Below are 22,604 nucleotides of genomic sequence, written 5' to 3' on the forward strand. Positions count from 1 at the left end.
GCCCCGCTGGCGTACCAGCGCAAGACCGATCGGGCCTGGCGAACCCCTTGGATGACCTAGGGCTTCCCGGCCTTGGCCCTATCCTTGGCCACGTCCCGGACAAGGCTGTGAATGAAGCCCAGTTTCGTCACCACCGCGGGCGAGAGAATGAAGGGATAAAGGTCGTGCAGGCCCATGGCGCGGTTGACGCTGTTCATGGCGAAGGTGAAGGGCAGCCATGCGTCGACGATCGCCTCGACGCCTCTCGCCTCGTAGGGGTTGAACCGGATTCGCGTCGACAACTCCCCGTCACGATCGACCTTGGGCCGCACCTCCATGCCGAACTCGCTAGCCATCTCCAGCGTATCGATGATGTGGAGGTAATGCGCCCAGGTCTCCGCGAAGTCTTCCCAGGGGTGCATCGTCGCATAGGCCGAGACGAAATTCTGCTGCCAGTCCGGCGGCGCGCCTTCGGCATAGTGGCGCTGCAGGGCCTCGCCGTAGTCAACGGAATCGTCGCCGAACACCGCGCGGCATTCATCCAGTTTGCCGCCGTCGCGCACCAGTACGTCCCAGAAATAGTGACCGACCTCGTGCCGGAAATGCCCGAGCAGCGTGCGATAGGGCTCGCCCATCTCCAGCCTGCGCCGCTCACGCTCGATCGTATCGGTCTCGGTCAGCGCGATCGTGATCAGGCCATTATCATGGCCGGTCAGGATTTTCTGGCCGCTGTTGGGATCATCGGCGAGGAAATTGAAGATCAGACCGTGCTCGGGGTTCTCCTGCCGGGTCTGGAGCGGCAGCTTCCAGCGGATCAGGGAGTAGAACAGCCGGTGCTTCGCCACCTCCAGCTCGCGCCAGCCGGCGAGCTGCACGGGATCTGACAGATCAGGCACGATGCCGTTGTGGCGGCAGGCGCGGCAATAGCCGGTGGTATCGCCGGCATCGGTCAGCCAGTTGCAGGCGTCATACTCGGCATTGCTGCAGAGCATGCGGCGTTCGCCCTTGTCGGCCAGCGTCTTCCAGCCCTCGTCGTCCGGCTCGATCGCCGACATCGTCTCCTTCTCGGGCAGGAAGGCGACCCGGTGACCGCAACGTTCGCAGGCGCGGTTCTCGAAATAGAGAACATTGCCGCAGGCCTGGCAGACAAAGAGCTTCAAGATTTAGCCTCTCGGGAAAGGGAGCCTTACGAATATCAGTTGTGACGCCTCGCAGATACGCGGGCCGACGGCCGGTCGTTCCAATATCAGGAACAAATAACCAGACCCCGCGTTCGTTCATACCCGCCAAACATCGTTCGGTGGGCGTTTCCCGATCAATTCCCTTTTGAGCAATGGCTATCACGCTTTGTCTGTGTGAATATCGGTTCGGCACGCGCGCTCCCGCATCACAACGGCCGACGCCTTGAACGATCCTTTGCCCGAGACCCTTGCTGCCGAAAGGCTGCGCCAGCACCTCCAAGACATCGCGCGGGAGCGCGATGAAGCCTATCGCGCGCTTCAGGAGCGCGAGGCCGAACTTGCGCGCATTCAGCGCATCGGCAAGGTCGGTGGCCTCGAGGTCGACTTCCGCGAAGGCTTCAAGAACCGCCGCTCGCCGGAATATCTGATGATCCACGGGTTGCCGCCCGAGGCTGCGGACGAAACGCACGAAGACTGGGTCAGCCGCATCCATCCCGATGACCGCGACGCGACCGTCAAACACTTCTTCGAGGCGCTGGCCGGGACCAGCGAGGACTATACCGCCGAATACCGCATCATCCGCCCCAGCGACCGCGAGACCCGCTGGATCCGCGTCGTCGCCAAGATCGAGCGTGACGGCGACGGACGCGCCATCCGCCTCGTCGGTGCCCATATCGACGTCACCGACCAGATGCTGGTGCGCGAGACCTTGCGCGAGAGCGAGGAGCGCTTCCGGCTGATCGCCGACAGCGCGCCGGTGCCGATCTGGGTGACCAAGCTCGACCGCACGCGCTCCTTCGCCAACCAGGCCTATGTCGATTTCGTCGGCCTGCCCTACGATCAGGCCATCGCCTTCGACTGGCGCAAGGTGCTGCATCCGGACGACCTGCCGCATGTCCTGCAGCAATCGGTCCAGGGCGAAGCCTCGCTCAAGCCGTTCGTGCTGGAGGCGCGCTACAAGGATGCGTCCGGAAGATGGCGCTGGCTGCGCTCGGAATCGCAGCCGCGCTGGGACCCGACCGGCAAGCATATCGGCTTCATCGGCGTTGCCCACGACATCACGGTCGCCAAGCAGGCCGAGATCGAGCTGCGGAGCCTCAACGAGACGCTGGAAGAGCGCATCGCGCAGCGTACCACCGAGCTCGAATCCAACGAGGCGCGGCTGCGCGCGATCTTGGAGACCAGCAACCAGTATCAGGGGCTGGTCAACCTTAGGGGTGAATTGCTCTACGCCAACAAGACTGCGCTCGACGGCATCAGGGCGAACTCCTCCGACGTCATCGGAAAGCCGTTCTGGGATACACCCTGGTTCACCGGCACCCACGGCATGAGCGCGACCGTGCGCGAGGCCTTCGACACTGTGCTCAAGGGCGAAGCGGTGCGGATGGAGATGCGGCTGCGGCTGCCCATCGGCGAGCGCGATTTCGAGTTCGGCATGCGCCCGGTGCTCGACCACCACGGCAACATCACCGGCGCGGTGCCGGAAGCCGTCGACATCACCGAACGCCGCCGCGGCGAGGAAGCGCTGCGGCAATCGCAGAAGATGGAGGCGATCGGCCAGCTCACCGGCGGCGTCGCGCACGATTTCAATAATCTGCTGACCATCATCCGCTCGGCGACCGACTTCCTGCGCCGGCGCGAGCTGCCGGAAGAGCGCCGCCGCCGCTATGTCGATGCCATCTCCGATACTGTCGAGCGCGCCTCGAAACTGACCGCACAGCTGTTGGCCTTCGCGCGACGGCAGCCGCTGAAGCCGCAGATCTTCAACGTCGGCAGCCAGGTGGAGGGCGTGGCGCAGCTGGTCCGGCCATTGGTCGGTGGCCGCATCGAGATCATGGTCGAGATCGACGACGCCGATTGCTTCACGGTCGCCGACATCGCGCAATTCGAGACCGCGCTGATCAACCTTGCCATCAACGCCCGCGACGCCATGGACGGCGAAGGCCGCCTCACCATCGCCGTCCGCAAGGTCCAGGGCATCCCGAACCTGCGTGCGCAGTCGGCGCGTGGCGGCGACTATGTCGCAATTTCGGTGGCGGATACCGGCACCGGCATCGCGCTCGAAAATATCGACGCCATCTTCGAGCCGTTCTTCACCACCAAGGAGGTCGGCAAAGGCACCGGCCTCGGCCTCAGCCAGGCGTTTGGCTTCGCCAAACAGTCCGAAGGCGACATCGCCGTGACGAGCACGCACGGCCAGGGCGCGACCTTCACGATCTACCTGCCGCAGGCGCAGAGCCCTGCCGCCGAGAAGGAATCCGCATCACTCACCAGCGAAGGCTCGACCACCGGGCGCGGCTACCGCGTGCTCGTGGTCGAGGACAATGACGATGTCGGCCAGTTCTCGACCGAGCTTCTGGAGGACCTCGGCTATGTCGTCCGCCGCGTCGCCAACGCCAATGCCGCGCTCTCCATCCTCGCCGAGAACGAGTTCGCGGTCGATCTGGTGTTCTCCGACGTCATCATGCCCGGCATGAACGGCGTCGAGCTCGCAGGCATCATCCGCGAGCGCTATCCGGGCCTGCCGGTGGTGCTTACCAGCGGCTACAGCAACGTGCTCGCCGAGAACGCCCATCGCGGATTCGAGCTGATCCAGAAACCGTACTCGGTGGAGTCGCTCTCGCGCATTCTGCGCAAGGCGATCACGGAGAAGCTGTCGGTGGCAAGGTGAGTGTTGGGCCACGCAACGCGATGTCGTCCAGGACAAGCGAAGTATTGGGCTGCAATCCACGCCACGACCAGATGAAAGCAATATCCCGATGAAACCCGCCCTCTTCTCAGCCTGGCAGACCTGGGCGCTTCTCTCCGCCTGCTTCGCCGCGCTGACCGCAATCTTCGCCAAGGTCGGCGTCGAGAACATCAATCCCGATCTCGCCACCTTCATCCGCACCATCGTGGTGCTGCTGGCCTTCTCGGTGCTGCTGTTCTTCACCGGCCAGTTCGCCGTCCCCTCGGCGGTCTCGTCGCGAACATGGCTGTTCCTGGTGCTGTCGGGGCTCGCGACCGGCGCGTCGTGGCTGTGTTACTTCCGCGCGCTGAAACTCGGGCCCGCAACATTGGTGGCGCCGATCGACAAGCTCAGCGTCGTACTGGTCGCCCTGTTCGCATTCGCTTTTCTCGGCGAGCGCCCGACAGCGCAGGGCTGGGTCGGCATCGCCATGATCGGCGCCGGCGCGGTTCTCCTGGCCGTGAAGTTTTAGGGCGGAACAAAGCGGCCTGAGATCGGTTTCTGCCGGGGCGCTTCCCTGCCTCGATCGAGAGACCGATGTCGCGCGAAATCCCCGATCAGGCAAGGCAGGCCGGCCGCGCGCTGGACGCCGCTAATTTCTTCCTCGCCGACGTCCGCGACGGGCTCGGCCCCTATCTCGCCGTCTATCTCCTCACCGAGCAGCACTGGGACGAGGCGCGGATCGGTCTCGTGATGTCGATTGCGACCATTGCCGGCATCGTGGCGCAGACGCCGGCCGGCGCACTGGTCGACGCGACACGGGCGAAACGGATGGTGATGGCGATTGCCGCCATGATGGTCACCCTCGCCTCGCTGTCGCTACCGCTGTTTCCGACCTTCGTGCCGGTCGCAATCTCGCAAGGCATCGCCCAGGCCGCCGCCGTCATCTTTCCGCCGGCCATCGCCGCCGTCTCACTCGGCATCTTCGGCCATGCCGCCTTCACCCGGCGGATCGGCCGCAACGAAACCTTCAATCACGCCGGCAATGCGGTTGCGGCCGGTCTCGCCGGGCTCTCCGCCTATTGGTTCGGTCCCACCGTCGTGTTCTACCTTCTCGGCGCCATGGCGGTCGCGAGCCTCGCCAGCATCCTCGCAATTCCCGAACGCGCCATCGACCACGACCTTGCGCGCGGGTTGGACGACGCCGATGCACAGAGCGAGCAGCCATCCGGCCTCGCCGTGCTGCTGACCTGTCGCCCGCTGCTCGTCTTCGCGATCTGCACCGCTCTGTTCCACCTCTCCAACGCGGCAATGCTGCCTCTGGTCGGGCAAAAGCTCGCTCTCCAGGACAAGAACATGGGCACCAGCCTGATGTCAGCCTGCATCGTGGCAGCCCAAATCGTGATGGTGCCCTTCGCAATGCTGGTCGGAGCCAAGGCCGACCAATGGGGCCACAAGCGCTTCTTTCTCGCCGCGCTCCTGATCCTGCCCATTCGCGGCGCGCTCTATACGCTCTCGGACAATCCGTTCTGGCTGGTCGGCGTGCAGTTGCTCGACGGCGTCGGTGCCGGCATTTTTGGCGCGATCTTCCCTGTGATCGTCGCCGACCTCATGCGCAACACCGGCCGCTTCAACGTCGCGCAGGGCGCCGTCATCACCGCCCAGAGCATTGGCGCGGCGCTGTCGACGACCCTCGCCGGCTTCGTTGTGGTCGGTGCTGGCTACAGCGCAGCCTTCGTCACGCTCGGCGCGGTCGCCGCGATCGGCGCCGTGATCTGCCTCCTCGCCTTCCCCGAGACGCGGCAAAGCGCAGACGGCGGTCCGCGTCCACAGGGGAAGACAGCGGCCGCGGCTTCCGCTATCGCTGCCAAATGAACTCACGCCACAAGGATTGAACGTGCCGTCTGACGCCATCTGGGCCTGGAGCATCATCGTCGCCGCGACCGCGGGCGTCATCATCCGCCCCTTTCGACTGCCCGAGGCGATCTGGGCCGTGCTCGGCGCCGGCGCCCTGGTGCTGCTCGGCTTCCTGCCATGGCAGGACGCCCTCACCGGCATCGAGAAAGGCGTCGACGTCTATCTCTTCCTGATCGGCATGATGCTGATCGCCGAGCTCGCCCGGCTCGAAGGCCTGTTCGATTATCTCGCAGCGCTTGCGGTGGAATATGCCGCGGGCTCACCACAACGGCTGTTCCTGCTGATCTATGTCGTCGGCACGGTCGTGACCGTGCTGCTCTCAAACGACGCGACGGCGATCGTGCTGACGCCGGCCGTCTATGCCGCCACGCGCGCGGCGGGCGCAAAACCGCTGCCTTATCTGTTCGTCTGCGCTTTCATTGCGAACGCCGCAAGCTTCGTGCTGCCGATCTCGAACCCCGCCAACCTCGTCGTGTTCGGCGCGCGCATGCCGCAGCTTGTCGAGTGGCTGCGCCTGTTCGCCCTGCCCTCGGCCGCCTCGATCCTGCTCACCTATATCGTGCTACGCCTGACCCAGCATCGCGCGCTGAAAGACGAGACCATCGCGCGCAGCGTGCCGCATCCCAAGCTCAGCCGCGGCGGCAAGCTGACGGCCGTCGGCATCATCGCCATCGGCGCCGTACTGGTCACGGCATCGGCACTCGACAAGCAACTGGGCCTGCCGACCTTCATCTGCGGCGTGGTGACGGCCGCCATCGTGCTGCTGATCAGCCGCCAGTCGCCGCTCCCCGTGCTCAGGGGCGTGTCCTGGAGCGTGCTGCCGCTGGTCGGCGGTCTGTTCGTGATGGTGGAAGCGCTGGTGAAGACCGGCGTCATCGGACAGCTCAGTGCGCTGCTGCATCAGGCCGTCGCACACTCCGTGACGCACGCCGCCTGGAGCGTCGGCATCGCGACAGCGCTGGCCACCAATATTGCCAACAATCTGCCCGTCGGCCTTGTCGCGGGCTCGGTCGCCGCCAGCGATCATCTGCCGGCCCCTGTCGTCAGCGCCATCCTGATCGGCGTCGATCTCGGACCCAATTTGTCGGTCACCGGCTCGCTCGCGACCATCCTCTGGCTGGTCGCGCTGCGGCGGGAGAAGATCGAGGTCGGCGCCTGGCCGTTCCTCAAGCTCGGCATTTTGGTGACACCGCCCGCCCTGATCGCGGCGCTGGCGGCCGCGATCAGGTGAGCGTGCTCAGTCGATCTCAAAAATATCGAAAACAACCCCATGCAAAGTAGCCGACCACCGTCCGCGCGTCGCCATGCGCATTTTCCGAACCCGTTTGACACGTCGGGCAAAACAGGGGCACAATGTCATCGTCGGCGACACGACACTGCGGCCCATTGGAGGGCCGTCAGTATCCCAACGCCCTCGGCAGGGCCGTGCTGATCTCCGGGACAAAGGCGATCAGGATCAGGCAAAGGAAGAGTATCCCGAGATACTTCAAGATCGGCACGATGGTGTCCTCGAGCCGCACACCGCCGATGAGGCACGCACCATAGAGGCCAAGACCGAGCGGAGGTGCAAATAGCCCGATCCCCATGCCCACGACAAGGATGACGCCGTAATGGAGGGGATCAACGCCGAGTTGCCGTGCCACCGGCATCAGCAGCGGCGCGAAGATGATCAGTGCAGCGGCTCCCTCCAGAACGGATCCCATCACGATCAGGATCAGGACAGAGAGAAGAAGAAAGACCCAACGCCCGTGCTGGGCGGTCAAAGCCACCAAGACATCCGCAATCGCGTGCGGGATCTGTTGCAGCGTCAGGACATAAGCCAGGCTCTGGGCGGCCGCTACGATGAAAAGAACCATCCCTGAGCGCACGGCCGCGTGCCGCATGACCGAGCCGACTGCCGTCCAGGTCATCTCCCGGAATAAGACCCACCCGACGGCCAGTGCATAGACAACCGCAAAAGCAGAAATCTCCGTCGCAGTTGCAAAGCCCGATCGATAGCCGCCGAAAATCAGCACGATCAGGCCGAACGCCGCGACGCCGCTGGTCGCCATGCTCGTCATGGATTCGCCGGCGCCGCCGACAATCGCGGCCTGCGTGGTGCGACGCCCCGCGACCACAGCCGTGAGAATGAGGGCGAGTGCCATCAGCGCCGAAGGGAGCAGACCCGCCATGAACAGGCCGCCGATCGACAAGTTCGCGACAAAGCCAAGGATGATGAGATTCACGCAGGGAGGAATAGTCTCTGCCATGACCGCCGAGGCCGCGAGCAGCGCGACCGCGTCTCCCGGCTTCTGTCCGGATTTGCGGGCCGCTGGCACCAACACGGAGCCGACGGCCGCGATGTCAGCCATCTTCGAACCGGAGATGCCGGAAAAGATCACCATCGCGAGGACCATCACGACGTCGAGGCCCCCGCGAATCCGGCCAGCACCTCGTTGCAGAAGTGAGATCAGACGGACGGACATGCCGTTCGCCTCCATCAGATAGCCGACCAGGATGAAGAACGGCACGGCAAGCAGCACAAAGTTGTCGATGCCGCGCGCCATCTGCTGGGCAAGGAACTGGCCCGGCAACATGTCGCCGCACCAGACAAAAACCAGCGCGGAAAGCGCCAGAACGAAAGCGATCGCGACACCGGCCACCAAAGACGCGACAAAGACGAGACCCATGATCCACGGCAGTCCTGGCGTGGTGTCTGGCGAGAGCGACAGCCAGGCCGTCCAGAGGGCGGCCAGGATCGCATAGCCGGCGACCGCCGCGACGGTATCCCGCCGGCGGAAACGCAGGCAGGTATCGATCGCAAAAAGCGTCATGGCAGCGGTCGCAACGCACAGGGGAGCAAAGAAGACTTCCTGTGGCACCCCGGCCCCGACCGTCTGACCCGACGTTTCAACCAGCAACTGGGTTGCGTAGTAGAACGACGCAGCCGTGATGATCACAACAAGCGCAGCCACCGCGGCATCGAGTTGTTCGCGCCGGCGCGGCGCAATTCGATCGACAAAGAACGTCACGCCGGCATTGTCGCCGCGCGCCAATGCCGCAGCCGCGCCGAGAAAGGTCACGGCAAGGAGCAGCGCGCGAGCAACATCGTCGCTCCACTCCACCGGCGTGTCGAACAAATGCCGGGCGAGGACCGATCCGATGACGACAAGAAGATCAGCCGCGAGCAGAGCCGTTGCCGTCCACTCGAGAACGAGCAGCAGGCCCTTCAGGAAAGCCGGCCAGATGCCTTCGACCGCCAGTTGTCCGGTTCGCGCCACGGTGACAGGCGTCGTCATCGATCTAGCCGTTTTCGGTCTGGCGGATCGCATCCAGCAGCGGCTTCGCGGCGGGTGTGCGCTCGGCGAAGCGATCCCACATCGGTCGAACGTGCTCCCGGAACGCGCCACGATCGCATTCAGAAATGGTCACGCCGAGCTTCTTCAATTCCGCCGTCGCGTCCGCCTCGATCTGACCGGCTTTGGCAAAGTGTTCATCCGTGGCCTGCTGGATGGCCTTGATCAGGCCGTCGCGCTGCGCCGCGGGCAGCCTGGTCATGGTGCGGTCGCTGATGAAAGCGCCGAAGGGCGTGTGAATATGCTTGGTCAGCGTGAAATTCTTGGCCGTTTCATAGAATTTCGCCGAAATGATCGTCGGGGCGTCGTGCTCCAGCCCGTCGATCACACCAGCCTGAAGTCCGGTGTAGATCTCGCCGAACGCCATCGGCGTTGCAGCGGCGCCCATCAGCTTGACGGTCTCCGTCACCACCGGATTCGGCAGGCAGCGAATCTTCTTGCCGGCGAGCTCGGCGGGCTCCTTGAACGCGAACTTTGTCATGAAATTGCGGGCGCCGAGATTGCGCCCCCAAGCAGGGAAATGCACACCGGCCTTTTTCACCAGGAGCTGTCGCACGGCCTCGCCCCCTGGTGAGGATGCAACTCTTCGCATGTGATCATAGTCCGCGAAGATGTAGCCGAGATCGAACGCGCCGATCTCGGGCACGACGTTGGTCCAGATCGACGTGCCGACAAGCATCATGTCGACGACGCCCAACTTGACCTGGTTGACGACATCGGCCTCCTGGCCGAGCTGATTGTCCGGGAAGAATTGTGTCGCAACCTGCCCGTCGGTCGCCTCCTTCAGCCGCGGCAGAAAGAGATCATACCAAATCCGGGCCGTCGAAAATTTCGGGTCATTCGGAAACGACGTCGAGACTTTGAGCGTCGTGGCAGCGGCTGCCGGCCTGATCAGGGCCGGAGCTGCAAGCCCTCCTGCGATACCCGCCAACATCGCGCGGCGCGAAAACTTCGTCATGATGCCTCCCCTTCGGTTTGTTGCTTTGGCGTTATCCGTCAGTCGTTCTCGTAGCCGTAGACTTCCGGCAGGATGAAGATTGCGGCGAGCAATCCGATCAGCGGGAAGATCGCGACCATCAGGGTGGCACTGGCCTGCCCGACTGCAGCGAACACCGTCGGGAATAGGAAGATCGCCAAGAACGACGGCAGCTTCACGAACATGTAGGCGAAGCCGCTCGCCGTGCCGCGGTACTTCGGCTTGGCGACCATGGTCGGGATCGTCATGCAGTTCGACGCGTCCCAATAATGCCCCCACAACATGGCGGCCGCCGCGAACGGCAGCAGGATCTTGTTGTCGGTGTAGAGCGCGAAGGCGGCGACCAGCAGCGAGGCCAGCACGATCGAGAAGCCGGCGATCGCGATGCCGCGGTGGCCGATCTTCGGCGTCAGCAGCGGACCGACCCAGCCGGACAGAGCCGCGAAGCAGAACAGCGCCATGGTCACCAGGTTGATGCCGAGCACGCTCGACACGCCGACCATCACGAACAGCACGGGCAAATAGAACGCGAAGGTCGAGAACTCGCTGCCTTGGGCGAAGCAGGCGATCCAGCCGTAGACCGTCGCGCGCCAGCGGATCGGGTCCTGCTTGAGGTCGGCGAGGAAGGCACGAGTCGAGACCTTCGGCACCGGAACGTCCTGGTCCGGCAGCATGGCGAGGTCGTCGTTGAACATCTCGCGCGCGACCTGCTTGGCCTCACGATAACGCCCCTTCTGCACCAGCCACACCGCCGTCTCCGGCACGTCGTGGCGCATGATCAGGATGATCAGCGCCGGTACCGCACCGAGGCCGAGCGTCACGCGCCACAGCATCTCGTGCTGAATGTCGAGCAGCAGGAAGATCACGATGACGCCGATGGTCAGCACTTCGCCGACGGCGAACATGAACTGCCAGCGATTGCCCATCACCTCGCGCTCACCTTTCGCCATGGATTCCATGATGTAGGTGTAGCCGGTCGAGATATCGGAGCCGAGCGGAATGCCGAGCAGGAAGCGGATCACGACGAGCCAGGCAACGCTCGGCACAAAAGCCTGCGCCAGCGCCAGCACGATGAACATCACCATCGTCACCAGGAACATCACGCGGCGGCCGATCTTGTCGGACAGCCAGCCGCCGAGGAGCGCGCCGATCAGCGCACCGCCTTGCGTGCCGGCCGCGGCAAGGCCGAGCATCAACGGATCGGGATTGTACTGCTCCTTGATGAAGATCAGCACGAAGGCGATCGAATAGAGATCCCAGGCCTCGACCAGGATCGAGGCCATCATCAGCCAGCCGACCTTGTTGCCCTTTGGACTGTAATTGGTGATGAGATAGCGGACCGCGGCTTCGCTCGCGGTCGGTTGTGGCACGGCCATCGTTGACATGTTGGTCCTCTCTTCGAAATTTTTCTACGCGTCGAGCAACGGCTCGATGCTGCAATCGAGCAGGCGCGGATCGATCCCCGTCTCCATGCCGACGAATATCGTATCCATGAAGTCGATCAGCGCGTCGCTCGCCTTCACCGCAGCTTCAACGCGGCGTGTGGCGATCGCATTCAAGATGTCGAGATGGCGATCGATGGTGCTCGACAAGTCGGTCCGCCCCGGCATGTGGCGGTGATGGATGAAGCCGATGCGCCGGTAGAGCGTGTGCAGTGGCCGCATCGTATGCGCGAGGAAGGGCTCGCCGCCGGCCTCGAGGATCAGCGCGTCGATACGGCGGTCGAGGTTGTTGAACTCGTCGAGCGTCAGGTTGGCGCGTCGCTCGCGCAGCACGCGCTCGATATGCAGGGCTTGATTGCGATGCGAGAGGCTGGCGCGATCAGCAGCCAAGCGGATCACGAAGCGTTCCATGTCGCGGCGCAGGCCCAGCAGCATGCGCTCGCGCGCCAGATCGATCGGGGCAACCTGCAAACCATGGCGCGGACGGATAATGATCAGCGTGTCGGCGGCAAGCGTGTTGACCGCATGGTGTACCGGTGTGCGGCCAAATCCAGTGATGTGCTGCAGCTCCAGCATGGTCAGGAACTGACCCGGCCTCAGCTCGCAACTGACAAGAAGATCCTCGATCTTCTGATAGGCAAGCTCGACGAAATTGACGCGGTTGCGCCTGCTGATGGCGCCTTCGCTCTCCGCGTTGACCAACTCGAGCGCGCGTTTGCGCCGCACCATGCTGTCCTCCCCATCGCCCTCGCCTCGTCTTGGGCCAGGTCGCATCATTGTTGTGACATGCTTAAAACATGTTGTGATATATTACAAGTGCGCGTATGACGGCGTCTCCAAGGCTGCGGAGCGGCCAAGGAAGAACGACCAAGGAAGAACAACAAGACGGGCGCTAGCCGCGCTCACGATGGGAGGACAATTGCCGTGAAGATCACGTCGATCGAGACGCTGCGCACCGAGGAATTCTCCAACGTCATCTGGGTGCGCGTCCACACCGATGCCGGCGTCATCGGCTTGGGTGAGACCTTCTATGGCGCGGGCGCGATCGAAGCGCAGATCCACGACACCTTTGCCGGCCGCCTGCTCGGCCGCAATCCGCTCCACATCGAGGCGATCCATCGCGACATGCTGAACCTGCCGATGGCGCAGTCATCGACCGGCGTCGAATATCGCGCAGCATCGGCGATCGACATCGCGCTGTGGGATCTGTTCGGCAAGGTCTGCAATCAGCCGGTGCATCAGATGCTCGGCGGCCTCTGCCGCGACAAGCAGCGCATCTACAATACCTGCGCCGGCACGCAATATGTGCGCTCCACCAATATCAGCCCGGTCTCCAACTGGAATCTCGGCGCCTCCAAGGGCCCCTATGAAGACCTCGACGGCTTCATGAACCGCGCCGATGCGCTCGCCGAAAGCCTCCTGGAAAGCGGCATCTCGGCGATGAAGATCTGGCCGTTCGATCCGGCAGCGCAGGAGAACAAGGGTCTCTACATCACGGCCGCCCAGATGAAGCAGGCGATCGAGCCGTTCGAAAAAATCCGCAAGGCCGTCGGCGACAAGATGGAGATCATGGTCGAACTCCATTCGCTGTGGAATCTGCCGACGGCAAAGCAGATCGCCCGCGCGCTCGAGCCCTACAAGCCGACCTGGTACGAAGACCCGATCCGCATGAACTCGCCGCAGGCGCTCGCCGAATACGCCCGCTCGACCGACGTCTGGGTCTGCGCCAGCGAGACGCTGGGCTCGCGCTTCCCTTACAAGGACATGCTCGACCGCGACGCCATGCATGTGGTGATGGCCGATCTGTGCTGGACCGGCGGCCTCACCGAGGGCCGCAAGATCGCGGCGATGGCCGAGACCTATCACCGCCCCTTCGCCCCGCACGATTGCATCGGCCCGATCGGCTTCATCGCCGCCATCCACATGTCGTTCAGCCAGCCCAACACGCTGATCCAGGAATCCGTGCGCGCCTTCTACAAGGGCTGGTACAATGAGCTCGTCACCACCATGCCCACGATCAAGGACGGCTATGTCTTTCCGATGGAAGGCCCCGGCCTGGGCGTCGACCTTCTGCCCGCCGTATTTGAGCGCTCCGATCTGACCGTGCGCCGCTCCAACGTCTAAGGATCTTTTGAGATGAGCACCGCCCTCTTCGACCTTTCCGGCCGCACCGCGCTGGTAACCGGCTCCTCGCGCGGGCTTGGCCGGGCCATCGCCGAGGGCATGGCCAAGGCCGGCGCCAAGATCATCATCAATGGCGTCGATCCGAAGCGCGTCGAGCAGGCTGTCGCCGAGTTTCGCGCCGCCGGACACCAGGCCGAGGGCGCGGCGTTCAACGTCACCGATGAGCCCGCGATCGTGGCGGCCTTCAACGACTTCGACAAAAAGGGCATTGCGGTCGACATTCTCGTCAACAATGCCGGCATCCAGCACCGCAAGCCGCTGGTGGAATTCACCACCGACGAATGGCGCAAAGTGATCGAGACCGACCTCACCAGCGCCTTCGTGATCGGCCGCGAAGCCGGCAAGCGCATGATCCCGCGCAAGCGCGGCAAGATCATCAACATCGGCTCGCTCGGCAGCGAGCTGGCGCGGCCGACGATTGCGCCCTACACCGCGGCCAAGGGCGGCATCAAGAACCTGACCCGCTCGATGGCGGTGGAATGGGCCCAGCACGGCATCCAGGCCAATGCGATCGGCCCCGGCTACATGCTGACCGACATGAACGAGGCGCTGGTCAACAACACCGATTTCAACAACTGGCTGATGGGCCGCATCCCCTCCAAGCGCTGGGGCAAGCCGGACGAGCTGGTGGGCGCGGCGATCTTCCTCGCCTCGGATGCCTCAACTTATGTCAATGGCCAGATCATCTATGTCGACGGCGGCATGATCGCCGCGATGTAATCGCGAAACAGGGAACGAAACCATGCGCGCTGTCGTCATTCACGCTCCGAAAGACCTGCGGATCGACAACTATCCCGATCCGGCGCCCGCCCCGGGTGAAGTCCGCGTCAAGATCGCCAACGGCGGCATCTGCGGCTCCGATCTGCACTATTACCACCACGGCGGTTTCGGCGTCGTCCGCATCCAGCAGCCGATGGCGCTGGGGCACGAGATCGCCGGCGTGGTCGCGGCCGTCGGCGATGGCGTCACCAGCGTGAAGGTCGGGACGCGCGTTGCGGTCAACCCGAGCAAGCCGTGCGGCCAATGCCTGCATTGCCAGGAGGGCATGCGCAACCAGTGCCTCGACATGCGCTTCCTCGGCAGCGCGATGCGCTTTCCCCACGTGCAGGGCGGGTTTCGCGAGTTCATCTCGGTCGACGCGACGCAGGCCGTGCCGATCTCCGACAAGCTGTCGCTCGCCGAAGCCGCGGTCGCCGAGCCGCTCGCGGTGTGTCTCCACGCCGGCAAGCAGGCTGGCCCCCTCCTCGGCAAGCGCGTGCTGATCACCGGCTGCGGCCCGATCGGTGCGCTGATGATCCTGGTGTCGCGCTTCGGCGGTGCGTCCGAGATCGTCGTGACCGATGTTGCCGACGCGCCGCTCGCGGTCGCCAAAAAACTCGGCGCAACGCATGCGATCAATGTCGCGACCAATGCGTCCGCACTCGATCCCTGGCGCACCGGCAAGGGCGTATTCGACACGCTGTTCGAGGCTTCCGGCAATCAGGCCGCCCTGCGCACCGCGCTCGACGTGCTCCGTCCCGGCGCGACGCTGGTACAGCTCGGCCTCGGCGGCGAGATGACGCTGCCGATCAACTCCATCGTCGCCAAGGAATTGCAGCTCCGCGGCACCTTCCGCTTCGATCCCGAGTTCGAGCTCGCAGTGCGGCTGATGGGCGAAGGCCTGATCGACGTAAAGCCGCTGATCACGGCGACCATGCCGTTCGAGAACGCAGTCGCCGCGTTCGAGCTCGCCAGCGACCGCTCGCAATCGATGAAGGTGCAGCTGACGTTCTAAGCCCGGCCTCAGGGCTGCGCCAGTGCGGCCATGACCTCGCGGGAGACGAAGATTTCGGCACGCTCCCACGATTCGTCGTTGTCGCCGCGGAAGGTGTAGAGCTTGTCCATCACGACCTTCCTGGCGCCAACGTCGATCACCGCGACCTTGGCCCATTGCACCAGCGTGCTCGTCTTCTGGATGCCGCCGATGACCTTGAACGCCGCCCCCTCCTGCACGGACGGCGCAAGCCGGTAGCGCGGGTCGGCGGCGATGTCCCGCCGGAGCGCGACCATGAACGCCTGCAGCCGCCGCTCGTGGGCGGCACTCTGGTCGTTCGGCTCGGCCGATGTGTCGGTGTAGCTGAAATCGTCGAGCGCAATGGCGGTGGCCTCGGCGGCCAGGGCCCGGCCATCCGGCCCGGCCGCGAGAACAACAAGGAAAGACAGCAACGACAGGGCACGGCGCATCGCGAACCTCGCATGATGGAAAGGCCGCAAGCTAGGCGGACGTTTCCCGCGCCGCAGCCGGGGCGATCCCGACCAGTTCCGGGAAAATTTCACGACGTTGCACCGCGGTAAGGGTGTCGCTTTGCGTCGGTCCCGTTCTGCCCTTTAATGCAGAGGCGACAATTCCGTTCGCGCCAGGTGCCCGCCGATGTGGAACCGCCCGAGATTCGATCTCAAGGTCCGCCTGACCTTGCGCGTGGCCGCCATATCGGCGGCCTGCTTTGCCGCGATCTCCGCCTATTTCCTGATCACGGCCGACCGCGCGGCCCATGCGCGCATCGACGGTATCGCCGCCATCGTGGCGAAGACGCTGGAGCTGCAACAGGGCAAAGTGCTGTGGGCTGCGAGCCCCCGCTCCGACTTTCCCAACCTCGACCCCGTTTCGGCCTATGTGATGACGCCCGGCCTGTGCCTGGCTTTCCGCGGCACAAGCGGCGAGATGCTGCAGCGCTTCTGCAGCGGCGCGCCGATTCCGGAGGATCCGCCGCCGCAGATTTTTACGGCGTTCTATCATGGCCTGTTCGACCCCGGTCGCGAAGCGGCCCGGCCCGTGATCCTGCGCGGCACCAAGCTTGGTGAAGCGGTGGTCTCGGTCGATCCGGCCGTGCAGACGGCCGAGGCCTGGCATGAGGCCGGCCGCCTGATGCTCGCGCTCGCGATCGCTTTGCCGCTTTTGTGTGTCCTGGTCTATGCCGCACTGGCCCGCGCGCTGCGCCCCACCCGCATGATCCGCGCCGGCCTCGAGCGGGTTGCCGCGGGCGACCTCACCGCGCGACTGCCGCCGTTCGATCTTGCCGAGCTGTCCGCGGTGCGCGACGTCTTCAACCATCTCGCCGAGAGCCTCGATACCGCCCTTGCCGAGCGCGCCGAGCTGACGCGAAAACTGATCGCGCTCCAGGACGAGGAGCGCCGCCATCTCGCGCGCGAGCTGCACGACGAGTTCGGCCAGTCGCTGGCCGCCATCCGGGCGCTCGCCTCCTCCGCCCGCCAGACGGCGGCGCAGGACTGCCCCTCCTTGCTTGGCGAGTGCGACGGCATCGCGCGAACCGCAACCGGCATGATGGAGACATTGCGCGGCGCGCTGTTCCGGCTGCGTCCGCCGGATGTCGAGGAGCTAGGGCTTGTGGCCAGTCTTGAAGGCCTTGTTGCGGGCTGGAATGGACGCAGCCGCGGCGAGACCCGTTTTTCGATCCGGTTCGACGGCACGTTCGAAACCCTGCCCGCCACGATCAGCGCCAATCTCTATCGCATCGTGCAGGAAGCGCTCACCAATGCCGCCAAGCACGCCGGCGCCACCAAGGTCAGCATGGAATTGGCGATGCATGCCGGCGAGATCGCGCTCGCCATCGACGATGACGGGCGCTCGACCGATCCTGCGGCAAAATCCGGCATGGGCCTGCTCGGCATGCGCGAGCGCGTGGCGGCGCTACGCGGCCGTCTGAGTTTTGAACCCGGCCCCGCCGGTGGCTCCGCGCTGCGCGTCGTCATTCCGCTCGCAGCCGCCGCTCCGCAAGCGCTGGAGCACGCGGCATGACCGCAACCATTTTGCTGGTCGACGACCATTCCGTCGTCCGCGAAGGCTATCGCTCCGTGCTCGAGAAGCAGCCGGGCCTGCGCGTCATCGCCGAAGCCGGCGACGGCGCTGAGGCCTATCGCCTGTTCAAATCCGAGACGCCCGATCTCGTCATCATGGATCTCAGCATGCCCGGCATCGGCGGCGTCGAGGCCGTCAGGCGGATCAGGCAATGGGACAAGGGAGCAAAGATCCTGGTCTTCACCATGCACGAGAATGCCGGTTTCGCCGTGCAGGCGATCCGCGCCGGCGCGAGGGGCTACGTCACCAAGACCAGCCCGCCGGAGACGCTGGTGCGCGCGGTGATGGACGTGCTCGCCGGCAAGATCGCGATCAGTCCCGATATCGACCACGAGCTCGCCCTGAGCCGGATCAGCGGCGAGAGCTCGGCCGCCGACGTGCTGACGCCGCGCGAGTTCGAGGTGCTGCGGCTGCTGCTCGCCGAGAACACGACGGAGGAGATCGCCGAGACTCTCCACGTCAGCCCGAAGACCGTGGCCAACCTGCATTCGCTGATCAAGGACAAGCTCGGCGTCGGCTCCGACATCGAGCTGGTCCGGCTGGCGCTGCGCCAGGGCATCCTGACTGAGCCGAATCTCGGCGACGCCTGAAGCCGACGCCGATCATTCGCGCGCGACCACCTGGTCCAGCCACGCGCAATTCAGCGGCGGCACGCGCGGATCGGCGACCCGCACGCCGCGCGCGGCCGCATCCATCCGCATGTCGCGCAGGCGCTTGCGCTGCTCTTCGGGCATGTTGAGCCGTTCGTGCCCCCACAGCGACGGACCGTCAAAGGTCTCGTGCGGCTGCCAGGTCTGGGGATCGATGATGCGCCCGCCCCAGCCATATTCGATGAAGAAGCCGGACGGCGTGTTCACATAGAACGACGTCATGTGGTCGTTGGTGTGCCGGCCCAGCGTATAGACGACGCGGCCGTCTTCGAGCTGCGCGAGATCGTAACCCTGCCCGACATCGTCGAGACTGCCGAGCTCCACCATGAAATGATGCAGCGCCTTGCGTCCCGAGCCGACCATCGCAAAGGAATGATGCCGGCCGTTGACGTGGAAGAAATAGAGTCCGTAGGGCTTCAGCCCGAAATCGGAGACGTGAAAGCCGAGCACATCGCGATAGAACGGCACCAGCGGCTCGACATCCTCGACATACAGCACGACGTGCCCCATGCCGAGCGCGCCGGTGCGAAAGCCCGAGATCGGGCGGCCCGGTTTGAAAGGCTCGCTGGCAAGCTCGGGGTTGCAGAACGCCTCCAGCCGATTGCCGGCAGGATCGGCAAACGTGATAAGTTCGGCCACGTGCCGTTCATCGGCGAGCGCGCGCGATCCGCGCGTCACCTTGACGCCGTGGCTTTCCAGTCGTCCGGCCAGCTGGTCCAGTTCAGCAGTGGAGAGAACTTCCCATCCCATCACCGCAAGGCCGGCATCGCTGCTGCCATCGACGATCAGGCGCTGCTTGCGATCGTCCATGCGAAAGGCGCGCATCTTGCCGCCGCGATCGACCTGCTGCATGCCGAGCAGTCCGGTCGCCATCTGGCCCCACTGGTCGAGCTGTGATGAATTGATCCCGATATAGCCGAGCGCGGTGATTTCCATCGACGTTCTCCCAAGGGCCTCGCATCCGCTGCACTGCGGCGAACTTGATACCGGCCGCGCTCGATCCTACGGTGTCGTCCCGCAATCGCTTCGCGTTCGCAGAGACGATAGTCGACGGGCCACACGCCACAAGGGAGGAAATACGAAGTGTCCAAGGAGCGGACGCGGAACGGCCAGCCGCGGCAGTCGGAGGGCGTCCGCGCCTTCAAGCGTGGGCTGGACGTGCTGCAGGAGGTCAACCGCTCCGGCGGCATCCGCGCCGGCGATGTCGCCCGCGCGCTCGACCTGCCCCGCCCGACCGTCTACCGCCTGCTCGAGACGCTGGAGGAACTCGGTTATGTCGCCCGCAGCGCCAGCGACGACCGCTTTCGCGTCACCCGCCTCGCCCTGAGCCTCGGCGATGGCTACGACCCCGGCGTGGTGATCTGCCAGGCGGCCGCGCCTTATCTCGCCGAACTCAGCAAGACCCTGGTCTGGCCGGTCGATCTCTCCACCTACGAGAATGCCGCGATGGTGGTGCAGGAAACCACCCATTCCCGCAGCCCGCTCTCGATCGACCGCGGCATGATCGGCAAGCGCCTGCCGATGCTGCGCACGTCGGCGGGCCGCGCCTATCTCGCCGCCTGCCCCGCACGCGAGCGCGACCTCATCGTCGGCCATCTCCGCCGGATCGACGAGGCCGACGATCGCCCCTTCCTCGACCAGGGTCGACTGGACCAGATGATCGCCGAGACGGCCACGCGGGGTTACGCCATCCGCAGCGAAGGCGAGTACAATCCGAAGACGGCCTCGATCGCCGTGCCGATCGTCCGCGACGGTGCCGTCTACGGCTGCATCTCCATCATCTGGATCCGCTCAGCGCTGGCGATCGAAGACGCCATGGCTCAGTTCGTCGGCCCATTGCGCGATACGGCCGAAGCGATCCCGGTCAGCCCCTAGCTCACTCTGACGGGCAACGATGCAAGGCCTCGCAGAACGTTGTTGAGCGCCAGCACGGGCTCGCCGATCTCGAAGCGAACCACCTTCTCGACCAACACTTCCAACAGTGCGGTCATCTCCAGCCGGGCCAAATGCAGGCCGGCGCACATATGCGTCCCGTTGCCGAAGCCGAGGTGGTCGCTGGCGCGCCGGCGCACGTCGAAACGTTCAGCGTCTTGCCATTTCCGCTCGTCGCGATTGGCCGAGGCATAGAGCAGCAGCACCCGGCTTCCGCCCGGAATTCGCACGTCGCCGATCGTCGCGTCCGTGGCAAGATGGCGGGTGAAGCCGCGAATGGGCGATTCCAGCCGAAGCGACTCGTTGATGGCGTTGGGGATCAGCGTGGGCTCGCCTCGAACCAGATCCCATTGCGCGGGATATTTGCCGAACAGCATGATCAGGTTCGCGGTCGCAAAGATCGTGGTGTCGAGGCTTGGACCGAGATAATCGCGCATCAATACCGGACAACGATCCGGCTCGACCTCACCGCGTTCTCCGGCCTGGAAAATACGATCTCCCCAACTGCCCGGCCGCAAATGCGCGCGAATGCTCGTGCCGCCGAGATAGCCGCGCATTTCCTGGACGTCGGTCATGGCGGCACATCCACGTGCGTTCATCGTCCCGAGCACGTTGAACGTGGCCGACGCCCAACGCAACATGCTGCCGCGGCCGTAGTCTTCCAGCCCCACCAGCTTGGACACGATTGTGAGCGGCAGGTGCTGCGCAAGATCCGTCACTGCATCGAATTGTCCGCGCATCACGAGGTCGTCAACCAGCCGCCGCGCCTCAGCGCGAATCTGCGGACCGATCTCTTCGAGAGCGCGCGGCAGCAGTGGCGCGGCAATGATCGCACGCAACCGGTCATGCAAAGGTTCGTCGCTCGCGAGTGTTGTGCCACGCGACATCTCGTTGACGTGATCGTTCGCTGCAACCCCTTGCGCCGATGAAAACACACCGGGGTTGCGCAAAGCGGCGCGGACGTCCTCGAAGCGTCCCAACACATAGAGCCCGTTGTGCGGCAGCCACACCGCGGCGCCCAGATCGCGAAGCGCCCGGTAGTGCGGATAGGGATCGCGCAGGACATCGTCGCCGTAGAGATCGACGTCGTAGACCGGGCACTCCGCTATCGCCGGCATAATCCCTGCTCCGTTCTGCTGCTCAGCGCACGGCAACCCATTCACCCTTGTCAAGCTTGCCGAGCGTCAGCGCGCTCTGGTCCAGCCCTGTGTGGTCGTTCGGCCCGTAATTGTAGACACCGCGCGACCCGGCGATACCCTTGAGCCCCTCGATCGCGCTGCGCAGACCCTCGCGAAATTCCGCGGTTCCGGGCTCTCCCGCCTTCAATGCCGCAGGTACCGCACGCTCGATCAAGATCACTGCGTCGTAGGCCGAGCCTGCAAAGATGTTGCGGCTCCCGGGTCCGAACTTGGCCTCGTAGCGCTGGATGAACTCAAGCGCTGCCTTCTTCGCGGGATAGTCGTCCGGGAAGGACGCGGCGCCGACCGCCGGGCTCAGCGGCACGAAAATGCCCTCGCCCTGCGCGCCGGTCAGCTTGCGGAAATCGCCGAATGTGGCGCCGAGCGTGCCGTAGATCTGGCCCTCATAGCCCTTCTCCCGCAATTGCAACAACGGAAGGGCCGCCGGTGCGCCCGAGGCAGCAATCAGAACCGCATCCGGCCCAGCCGCCATGATCTTCAGGATCTGCCCAACCACCGTGGTGTCCGTCCGTGCATATTTCTCATCGCCGACGAGCTCGATCCCGGCGGCCTTGCACATATCGGCGCTGACCTTGCTCCAGGCGTCGCCATAAGAGTCGCCAAAGCCGATCAGCGCGAGCTTCTTCACGCCGGTCTTCTTCATATTCGCAAACAGCGGCGTCGCCTCGTGATCGTCATTGGTCGTGGTCTTGAAGATCCAGCGCCGCCTGGCATCGACCGGGGCGACCAGCGCGTTGACAGGCGCGAGCGTGATCACCGGCAGTTTGTACTCGACCGCCGGATCGATCGCGGCAAATGAGCCTGGAGTCGAGGTCGGCCCGACCAGGATGTCGATCTTGCTCTCCTGATATAGCTTACGCAGCGCAGCAACCGCCGCCGTGCTGTCGGAAGCCTCGTCGAGGAAGAGATAGTTGACCTTCTTGCCGGCAATCTCTGTCGGGCCGAAAATCGTGCCGTTCCGCTCGGCGTTGCCAATTGCGGCGGCAGGTCCCGTCGCCGACAGGATGATCCCGACATTGATATCGGCGGCAAGGCCTGGTGCCACAAACAATTGCATCGCAAGGCACACGCCCAGCACAGATCGCGGCATGGCTCTCTCCTCCCGCCGGCCGCCTGGTGGGCAGCCTGCATTTTATTGCCTTTGACCCTTCCCTAGCCAAAATGAGCCCGCGGCGCGTAGCGCTATCGCCGAGTTGTCCGGCTGGCGGACAGCAGAGGCCGACAGTGAGATCTCGTGTCCCGATGATCCCCCATCCGCTGGGCGGAGGCTTCGGCCGGCGCCGTT

18 protein-coding genes and 1 pseudogene are annotated in these 22,604 nt (G+C 64.6%); 10 read left to right on the top strand and 9 right to left on the bottom strand.

Translation table 11 applies throughout. The features are described from left to right. Window positions 1-56: 56 nt before the first annotated feature. Entirely contained in the window at window positions 57-1,139 is a 1,083-nt protein-coding gene (locus tag NLM31_RS26115) for a putative zinc-binding metallopeptidase (RefSeq protein ID WP_254194118.1), read from the bottom strand. A 226-nt stretch (window positions 1,140-1,365) separates the two neighbouring features. Between NLM31_RS26115 and NLM31_RS26120 the strand changes: the two genes are divergently transcribed. The 4 genes from NLM31_RS26120 to NLM31_RS26135 all read left to right on the top strand — a co-directional run bounded on the left by NLM31_RS26120 (window position 1,366) and on the right by NLM31_RS26135 (window position 6,976). Next, window positions 1,366-3,831, top strand: coding sequence for a PAS domain-containing sensor histidine kinase (locus NLM31_RS26120; RefSeq protein WP_254196263.1), 2,466 nt, complete (start codon window positions 1,366-1,368; stop codon window positions 3,829-3,831). Between the two features lie 88 nt (window positions 3,832-3,919). After that, window positions 3,920-4,360, top strand: a complete 441-nt coding sequence (locus tag NLM31_RS26125; protein WP_254132081.1) for an EamA family transporter — start codon at window positions 3,920-3,922, stop codon at window positions 4,358-4,360. A gap of 65 nt (window positions 4,361-4,425) precedes the next feature. Further along, entirely contained in the window at window positions 4,426-5,703 is a 1,278-nt protein-coding gene (locus NLM31_RS26130) for an MFS transporter (protein WP_254194119.1), read from the top strand. A 22-nt stretch (window positions 5,704-5,725) separates the two neighbouring features. After that, window positions 5,726-6,976 (top strand): arsenic transporter, encoded by a 1,251-nt coding sequence (locus tag NLM31_RS26135; protein ID WP_254194120.1) that lies wholly within the window; start codon window positions 5,726-5,728, stop codon window positions 6,974-6,976. Window positions 6,977-7,142: 166 nt separating this feature from the next. On the opposite strand, the gene NLM31_RS26140 is transcribed toward NLM31_RS26135, so the two are convergent. Genes NLM31_RS26140 through NLM31_RS26155 form a run of 4 tightly spaced genes read right to left on the bottom strand, consistent with a single transcriptional unit; the run spans window position 7,143 to window position 12,227 of the window. Beyond that, complete coding sequence (locus NLM31_RS26140) at window positions 7,143-9,023, bottom strand: TRAP transporter large permease subunit (protein ID WP_254194121.1); 1,881 nt, start codon at window positions 9,021-9,023, stop codon at window positions 7,143-7,145. A 4-nt stretch (window positions 9,024-9,027) separates the two neighbouring features. After that, window positions 9,028-10,038: a TRAP transporter substrate-binding protein gene (locus NLM31_RS26145; RefSeq protein ID WP_254194122.1), complete on the bottom strand. Its 1,011-nt coding sequence runs from the start codon at window positions 10,036-10,038 to the stop codon at window positions 9,028-9,030. A 38-nt stretch (window positions 10,039-10,076) separates the two neighbouring features. Continuing rightward, on the bottom strand, window positions 10,077-11,441 hold the full coding sequence (locus NLM31_RS26150) for an MFS transporter (RefSeq protein ID WP_254194123.1): 1,365 nt from the start codon (window positions 11,439-11,441) through the stop codon (window positions 10,077-10,079). Between the two features lie 24 nt (window positions 11,442-11,465). Continuing rightward, entirely contained in the window at window positions 11,466-12,227 is a 762-nt protein-coding gene (locus NLM31_RS26155; RefSeq protein ID WP_254194124.1) for a GntR family transcriptional regulator, read from the bottom strand. Window positions 12,228-12,422: 195 nt separating this feature from the next. Here NLM31_RS26155 and NLM31_RS26160 point away from each other — a divergent pair, with 195 nt between their 5' ends. From NLM31_RS26160 to NLM31_RS26170, 3 genes are read left to right on the top strand one after another with little or no spacing between them, the layout of a single operon-like run. Beyond that, window positions 12,423-13,622: a mandelate racemase/muconate lactonizing enzyme family protein gene (locus tag NLM31_RS26160; protein ID WP_254194125.1), complete on the top strand. Its 1,200-nt coding sequence runs from the start codon at window positions 12,423-12,425 to the stop codon at window positions 13,620-13,622. A 12-nt stretch (window positions 13,623-13,634) separates the two neighbouring features. Next, the gene (locus tag NLM31_RS26165; RefSeq protein ID WP_254132089.1) at window positions 13,635-14,402 is read left to right on the top strand and encodes an SDR family oxidoreductase; all 768 of its coding nucleotides are present in this window, start codon (window positions 13,635-13,637) and stop codon (window positions 14,400-14,402) included. 22 nt (window positions 14,403-14,424) lie between these two features. Further along, window positions 14,425-15,456, top strand: coding sequence for an L-idonate 5-dehydrogenase (locus tag NLM31_RS26170; RefSeq protein ID WP_254132090.1), 1,032 nt, complete (start codon window positions 14,425-14,427; stop codon window positions 15,454-15,456). A gap of 11 nt (window positions 15,457-15,467) precedes the next feature. Here NLM31_RS26170 and NLM31_RS26175 read toward each other — a convergent pair. Next, window positions 15,468-15,905: pseudogene (locus NLM31_RS26175) on the bottom strand (DUF2380 domain-containing protein); the annotation flags it as partial. A 187-nt stretch (window positions 15,906-16,092) separates the two neighbouring features. Here NLM31_RS26175 and NLM31_RS26180 point away from each other — a divergent pair. Further along, window positions 16,093-17,478, top strand: coding sequence for a HAMP domain-containing sensor histidine kinase (locus NLM31_RS26180; protein ID WP_254194126.1), 1,386 nt, complete (start codon window positions 16,093-16,095; stop codon window positions 17,476-17,478). Further along, window positions 17,475-18,128 carry a response regulator transcription factor gene (locus tag NLM31_RS26185; protein ID WP_254132092.1) on the top strand — a complete coding sequence of 218 codons (654 nt, stop codon included), beginning with the start codon at window positions 17,475-17,477 and terminating at the stop codon, window positions 18,126-18,128. The genes NLM31_RS26180 and NLM31_RS26185 overlap by 4 nt, the downstream gene beginning before the upstream one ends. Window positions 18,129-18,140: 12 nt before the next feature. Here the strand turns inward: NLM31_RS26185 and NLM31_RS26190 are convergent, their stop codons facing one another. Beyond that, on the bottom strand, window positions 18,141-19,124 hold the full coding sequence (locus NLM31_RS26190; RefSeq protein ID WP_254194127.1) for a VOC family protein: 984 nt from the start codon (window positions 19,122-19,124) through the stop codon (window positions 18,141-18,143). Between the two features lie 147 nt (window positions 19,125-19,271). Between NLM31_RS26190 and NLM31_RS26195 the strand changes: the two genes are divergently transcribed. Continuing rightward, window positions 19,272-20,063: a DNA-binding transcriptional regulator gene (locus NLM31_RS26195; protein WP_254132094.1), complete on the top strand. Its 792-nt coding sequence runs from the start codon at window positions 19,272-19,274 to the stop codon at window positions 20,061-20,063. On the opposite strand, the gene NLM31_RS26200 is transcribed toward NLM31_RS26195, so the two are convergent. Together NLM31_RS26200 and NLM31_RS26205 are read right to left on the bottom strand one after the other, a co-directional pair. Continuing rightward, complete coding sequence (locus tag NLM31_RS26200; protein WP_254194128.1) at window positions 20,060-21,274, bottom strand: cytochrome P450; 1,215 nt, start codon at window positions 21,272-21,274, stop codon at window positions 20,060-20,062. The two genes, NLM31_RS26195 and NLM31_RS26200, sit on opposite strands and share 4 nt — an antisense overlap. Beyond that, the gene (locus NLM31_RS26205; RefSeq protein ID WP_254194129.1) at window positions 21,261-22,409 is read right to left on the bottom strand and encodes an ABC transporter substrate-binding protein; all 1,149 of its coding nucleotides are present in this window, start codon (window positions 22,407-22,409) and stop codon (window positions 21,261-21,263) included. The genes NLM31_RS26200 and NLM31_RS26205 overlap by 14 nt, the downstream gene beginning before the upstream one ends. Window positions 22,410-22,604 lie beyond the last annotated feature (195 nt).

The organism is Bradyrhizobium sp. CCGUVB4N (assembly GCF_024199945.1).
GTDB lineage: Bacteria > Pseudomonadota > Alphaproteobacteria > Rhizobiales > Xanthobacteraceae > Bradyrhizobium.